6 protein-coding genes are annotated in these 6,508 nt (G+C 37.7%); 4 read left to right on the forward strand and 2 right to left on the reverse strand.

Annotated features, from left to right (window positions below):
* Positions 1 to 482: 482 nt before the first annotated feature.
* Positions 483 to 908 (forward strand): hypothetical protein, encoded by a 426-nt coding sequence (locus ACVWXS_RS25590; RefSeq protein ID WP_456960640.1) that lies wholly within the window; start codon positions 483 to 485, stop codon positions 906 to 908.
* 77 nt (positions 909 to 985) lie between these two features.
* Here ACVWXS_RS25590 and ACVWXS_RS25595 read toward each other — a convergent pair whose 3' ends face one another.
* Positions 986 to 2,665 carry a hypothetical protein gene (locus ACVWXS_RS25595; protein ID WP_368638555.1) on the reverse strand — a complete coding sequence of 560 codons (1,680 nt, stop codon included), beginning with the start codon at positions 2,663 to 2,665 and terminating at the stop codon, positions 986 to 988.
* A gap of 157 nt (positions 2,666 to 2,822) precedes the next feature.
* Here ACVWXS_RS25595 and ACVWXS_RS25600 point away from each other — a divergent pair, with 157 nt between their 5' ends.
* The 3 genes from ACVWXS_RS25600 to ACVWXS_RS25610 all read left to right on the forward strand — a co-directional run bounded on the left by ACVWXS_RS25600 (position 2,823) and on the right by ACVWXS_RS25610 (position 5,865).
* Complete coding sequence (locus tag ACVWXS_RS25600; RefSeq protein WP_374964062.1) at positions 2,823 to 3,482, forward strand: lysoplasmalogenase; 660 nt, start codon at positions 2,823 to 2,825, stop codon at positions 3,480 to 3,482.
* Between the two features lie 96 nt (positions 3,483 to 3,578).
* Positions 3,579 to 4,808: a peptidase T gene (pepT, locus tag ACVWXS_RS25605; protein ID WP_456960641.1), complete on the forward strand. Its 1,230-nt coding sequence runs from the start codon at positions 3,579 to 3,581 to the stop codon at positions 4,806 to 4,808.
* 91 nt (positions 4,809 to 4,899) lie between these two features.
* Positions 4,900 to 5,865 (forward strand): DMT family transporter, encoded by a 966-nt coding sequence (locus ACVWXS_RS25610; RefSeq protein ID WP_456960642.1) that lies wholly within the window; start codon positions 4,900 to 4,902, stop codon positions 5,863 to 5,865.
* Positions 5,866 to 5,930: 65 nt separating this feature from the next.
* On the opposite strand, the gene ACVWXS_RS25615 is transcribed toward ACVWXS_RS25610, so the two are convergent.
* Positions 5,931 to 6,368: an N-acetyltransferase family protein gene (locus ACVWXS_RS25615; protein WP_456960643.1), complete on the reverse strand. Its 438-nt coding sequence runs from the start codon at positions 6,366 to 6,368 to the stop codon at positions 5,931 to 5,933.
* Positions 6,369 to 6,508 lie beyond the last annotated feature (140 nt).

A 6,508-nucleotide genomic window follows, 5' to 3' on the forward strand; every position in this document is an offset into this window, starting at 1 on the left:
AGTAAGCTATTTTGTGTTTTTTCGAGTAATAAACAACTCTTGTAATCTTCTAGCTACTACTTTATTTGTTTTACTATACATCTCTTTCTCATAAAATCTCAACAAGCTAAATCAATTATGCCTCAGCATAATTGCGTCTGGAATCGGCTTTGTGCTTAGGCCTGCCGATGTTTTTTTGTGCGAAAGCGAAGCAACACGACGTTGGTCACTCAGGCGTTTTCACAGGATGTGAAGCTATTAGCCTGAGTTCCTCTATTTCAGCGGGAGTTTGGATACCAGCTGAATAGAGACTTAAAAACGCATTCATCTCTCCACCTATAGAAGTAGGAGACTTCTGTACCTGCCGCTACGCTTTCGGTATACAAAACATTTGCTGAAAGAAGTTAAATTTAAATATAAATTAAACAAAAAGACTCTTTCCTTTTCATATAATTCCATTAATACTAATAGATGATACCATTATAAAAAGGAGCTATGTAAAAATGTCCTATGTCAATAAACATCTTGCTCGTACCTTAGAACAACAACATAAGCGAAGTGTAAGAGGTTTATTTTTAAAAATCCAAGACTTAAATAATGATTGCACATTATTAAGAAAGCGACTTGAACCACATATCGACTTAACCGTTTATAAGAATGCTATTGATTACGTCAATCAATTCGTTTCTCATACTACGATCCTTAACTTAAAATTTATTACAAATACGCAAAATCTAGAGGTGGTTGTGTTACATAGCCTTTTATTAGTACATATTATAGAAAATGAAGACGCTTATTCTTTTAAACATGAACATACATTACTTCAAGGATACATACATGAAATATTTACGTTAAATGATCATGCCAAGACACTTTATACGAATCATCAGGAAAAGATGCTTCACTATATGGAGTCTCAGCCAACATAAAAAAAGACGATCTTCGCAGCATTGCAACTAGATCGTCTTTTTTCTTTATTCTACGCCAAGGCGAAATTGATTTCCTTCTATTGTAGTCCTTTAATAATCAGTGATCGAACTGGTAAGAACTGCTCTCCTGTGTCACCGTAAGTGAGAATTACCTCATCACCTTCTTGTAAATAAATTGCAAGAGGCTCTGTTTCTGAACTTACCACATAGTTTTCTCCGTTATTCAGTAAAAATGATGCAACTGTAAAGTCACCGAGACGTTCTTTGTATACGCGAAGCACCTTGCCACTAGCATTTTTTTCTTCTGCATGTGAGCTGCCTTCAACCTTATTTCCGCCTCGACTTAAGGCTGTTTTATATAACTTTAATGCCTCTTTAGGAGTTGGCGCATAAACAGAAATTTCAGGATTTGCCGCGGACACGATGAAATAATTTTGTAAGAAGCCATTTGAATCAAGCACCGCTGTTAGCCAGCTTGCTTCACCGTAGAAGTTATACAAGACTGGCATTTTTCCAGTCCATTTTTTCTCGATAAATTTCTTCTCAATAATTTGCAAATTACCTTGTGAATCCATATAAGAAGCATCTGAATTCCCTGTATAGTAGGTTGCTTCACCTGTTCGAGCATTTGTTAATGAATAGCCAAGCATCGAATCGACACCCTCTTTAGGACTCGTAAAGTCTGTGAAATAATACATATCACCTTTCTCGTCAAAAATTGGGCTGACATTTGACTCTGTTCCCTCATCAGAAGGAAGTTTTACATCTTTCTTACCAAACCTACTGTTCCAATATCCGTGAACATAATTACCGAAATAGCTATTTTGTAAACTTACTGTCTCAGGCGAAACCGCTCCATCAATAAACTCTGGGACATCCGCTAGCTTAATCACCTCTGATTTTCCTGTCAGCGCATCTACAAGCACGATCCCTTTTACATCAAAGCCATTACGTCCTGAAATAAAATCACCGTATGATTGGATGTAGTATGGCTTACCATCTTCATCTACTTCAAGTTGTACATCCCCGTAAAAAATAAGGTAAGGATGTTGTAAACGGATATGACGCTCTAAATTTGCATTTAAGTAAGCTGAAGGAACATACTTCATTTCTTGCTCAACAAATTTAGGATTATCTGCTGAATCCGTTGCACTCATGATAAAGTAACCAGGTGTCGTTTTACCATTCATCCATTTAAAGAAGCCTGAAAACTCAACTGGAGCTATATAGACATATTCACCATTCACTTTTTGAATTTGTAAGCGCCCTAGCTCATAATAACTTGTATTCGGTACCTGCCCGAACGCTTTTTTCATCTTATTACGCGCAAATTGAGGTGGCACACTTGCTGGTGTCTGTGTTTCATCAAACGGTTTTATTTCAACCTCTTCCTTCATTTCAGCTGAATTGAATTTTTCGTTAGCATTCCATAAAGGCGCTGATAATACATACACCGCAACACCTAAACTAGCTAAAAATAAAACACCTTTTATTTTTCTTTCGATGCCACTTGCAAGGATTGCCCCACCTAAAGTTAATAGAATTATGGCAGGCCAAAAAGCAAGCCAATTCACATCCATTTTCGTCACATATACTGTTATACTAGTAGCTAAAAATGCTAGTACAAAAACACCTATAAAAAAGTATCCAATTACCTTTTTAGACTTTCCATCTTCTCGCTTTTTCGTTATAAGCGGTGTTAATAAAACACTCGCAATTAGTCCAATAACTGCCGAAGCTAATAATAGCTTGGTCATTTCGTTCACCCTCTCTTAGCTAACTGTCTACTTATTTACGGCTACATATCAAAAAAGTTTCATACATAAGGTGTGTATAGTAAACTCTTTATGTATCAACTAAAACTTTGAATACAGGAAATTCTATCATAGATAAAGAATTTTTAAAGAAAAGGAGATGAGAAATTTGTCTAAAAAAATTTTACTAACATTCATTACGTTGTTTGGCCTCTATTATATTTTTTTCTTTTCCGAAATTGCAGAAAGCTTGAAACTTGTCTTTAAAGTTATCCCAATGCTTTTAATCATTATTTTAGCGGCTACACAAAAGAACTTGGGCATTAAAAAATATCAACTACTGATTGTCATCGGACTTGTGTTTTGTATGGTCGGTGATTATACCCTACAGTGGTTTCTAATTGGGCTAACGAGCTTCTTGATTGGACATATTTTTTATATCTTCGCCTTCTCTTCTACGAATGAACGACAAGTGCCGACTTGGGCGAAGATTGTATTACTCGTTTACGGGGCGAGCATGGCTGTGTGGATTGTAGGTACAGTGTTTTCATCAGGAGATGTCGTGCTTGGTTTTGCTGTAATTGCCTATATTTCTGTCATATTAACGATGGGTTGGACTGCGATTAAAACAGGTTCGACTTTTGCAACGATTGGAGCTCTGCTATTTATCGCTTCAGATTCCTATTTAGCTGTTGATAAATTTGTTATGCCCTTACCATTTTCACATGAGTTTATTATGCTGACATATTACAGTGCCCAAATACTTATTGCGTTAAGCATTCTTCAATATTCCGAAATCCGAAGTAAAGTGTTACAATAATATCAATTATGCCTCAGCATAATTGCGTCTGGATTCGGCTTTGTCTTTGGACATCTGCCGAAAGAAGTTACACATACACATTAGGAGGCCATACTTATGAAAGAACAAGTAATCGAGCGATTAGTTCGCTATGCAAAAATTGATACACAATCTGATTTCACAAGCGAAACAACTCCTTCCACACAAAAACAATTTGACTTATTGCACGTACTAAAAGATGAACTTACTGCAATAGGCCTAACTGACATTACATTAGATGAAAATGGTTATTTATTTGCGACACTTGAAGCAAATACAGATAAAGATGTGCCTACTATAGGTTTTTTAGCGCATGTTGACACTACGACAGATTTTACTGGCACAAACGTGAATCCACAGCGCATTGACAATTACGATGGTGGAGATATTCAACTAAACGAAAATCTAGTGATGTCTCCAGCAGATTTCCCTGAGCTGAAAAATTATGTAGGTCAAACGTTAATTACAACGGATGGTACTACATTATTAGGCGCTGACGATAAAGCTGGTATCGCTGAAATTATGACTGCCATGGAATACTTAGTAAATAATCCTTCGATTAAACATGGCAAATTACGTGTAGCCTTTACGCCTGATGAAGAAATCGGCCGTGGTCCTCATAAATTTGATGTCGCTGCATTCGGAGCCGACTATGCTTATACGATGGATGGCGGACCTCTTGGCGAGCTACAATACGAAAGTTTTAATGCAGCAGGTGTAAAAGTAGTGACAACAGGTACGAGTGTACACCCTGGTTCTGCAAAAAATAAAATGGTCAATGCCATCACAATGGCAATCGCCTTCCAAAATGAAATGCCTATTGATGCTGTACCAGAAAAAACAGAGGGCTATGAGGGCTTTATTCACTTAATGGGCTTTAAAGGTGCGATCGAGCATACCGAGCTTTCCTATATCGTACGTGACCATGACCGTCAAAAATTTGAGGCGAAAAAACAACTAATGCTTGATGCAGCAGCGAAAATGAAAGCTCAATATGGTGAAGATGCTTTAAGCATTACAATTGAAGATCAATACTATAATATGGGCGAAAAAATTGAGCCTGTAAAAGAAATCGTTGATATTGCACGTGCAGCTATGGAAAAGTTAGATATTACACCGATTACACTTCCAATCCGTGGCGGTACTGATGGTTCTCAACTTTCTTACATGGGCTTACCGACACCAAATATTTTTGCAGGTGGCGAAAATATGCACGGTAAATTCGAATATGCATCTGCCGAAACAATGGAAAAAGCAACACAAGTTATTATTGAAATCGTACAGCTATTTGAACAACAAGGAAAATAGTTACGAAGTAGGGTTTACCCCTTCTTCGTAATTTTTTCAAAATTAATGACTGAATTTTCAAATTAAACAAAAGGTTTTGAGGTGACTTTAAATGAAAGAAATCGCATTAGGCATTTTAGCCTCACTTTTTTTTGCTGTTACTTTTATATTAAATCATGCAATGGAAATGCAAGGTGGTAGCTGGCTATGGAGTGCATCCCTGCGCTACTTTTTCATGCTACCGTTTCTACTTGTTATAGTTTTTTATCGCAAAGGATTTACACAGCTTTCAGGTGAAATGAAAGCACAGCCTGTAGCCTGGATGCTTTGGAGCTTTATCGGATTTGTATTATTCTATGCACCGCTGACATTTGCAGCAGCATTCGGTCCAGGCTGGCTCGTTTCTGGCACATGGCAATTGACAATTGTCGCTGGCGTATTACTAGCTCCCCTCTTTATTTCAGTAGTCGCTGGGAAAACAGAACGTCAAAAGATACCACTTATTTCATTGCTAATTTCATGTGTCATTTTAGTCGGCATTTTACTTATTCAAATACCACAAGCACAGTCTGTTCCATTTAAAAGTTTATTGCTTGGCATTTTACCTGTTATCATCGCTGCCTTTGCCTACCCTCTTGGTAACCGCAAAATGATGGAAGTCTGCGGCGGACGCATCGATACATATCAACGAGTTCTTGGCATGACCATCGCCTCGATGCCCGCATGGATTATTATGGCCATTTATGCAATGGCAACGGTTGGGCTTCCCTCAATCAGCCAAGTGACACAATCATTGCTTGTAGGTATAAGCTCTGGCGTCATCGCGACAACTTTATTTTTCATTGCGACTGACCGTGTTCGCGATCATCAAGGCAAGCTTGCAGCAGTTGAAGCAACACAATCCACAGAAATACTCTTTGTCATTATTGGTGAAGTATTATTACTCGGGATTGCATTCCCAGATCCAATTGCTCTCGCAGGCCTAGGCGTCATCATCATTGGTATGCTGTTACATAGCTACTACACGATGATACTAGGGAAAAAAAGCGCTGTTCATAGTAGTAGTCCTACTCAGTAAATACAAAAAAAATGTACATTACTAAATCACCCTTTAGTCGTGTACATTTTTTATTCTAGAGAACACTAAAATTTATAAATCATTGTTTTTGATGTCCCTACTACTTCATAATCTTTAAAGCCTAGTTTTTGATACATATTAATGGCCGTGTCATTTTCGAGGTCTACACTGAGAGAAATTGTATTGTATCCTTCATCCATTGCTTGTTGAATTATTTCATGCATCAGTATAGTTCCCACCCCTCTTCCTCTTACTTCTTTTGAAACAGCCATTCCTATTTCAGGCGTGTTGCCATCAATATAACCATAACCTTTATTATGGTCATCAAACAATCTGTACCAAACTGCACCAACAGTTTGATTTTCTGTGTTAAAAGCAATCAACACTTCATCTCCCTTTCTCCCCCAACCTTCGTGATATTTTCTTATGTCAGGCGAGTTTAGTAAAACTTCTTTTAATGGTTTATTCTCAGGAATATGAATAGACTCATATAACAATTTCATTACCTTCGAAGTATCTAATAGAAAACATGAAATAAATATATTAGTGTTGATTGGAGTGGAGGCTGGGCGACTCCTTGGGGATCAGCGTCACAGATGAGACCCTGGAGCGAGCAACGCGAGTGAAGCGGCTCATCGGACGC

This window comes from Lysinibacillus sp. TE18511, assembly GCF_054062295.1.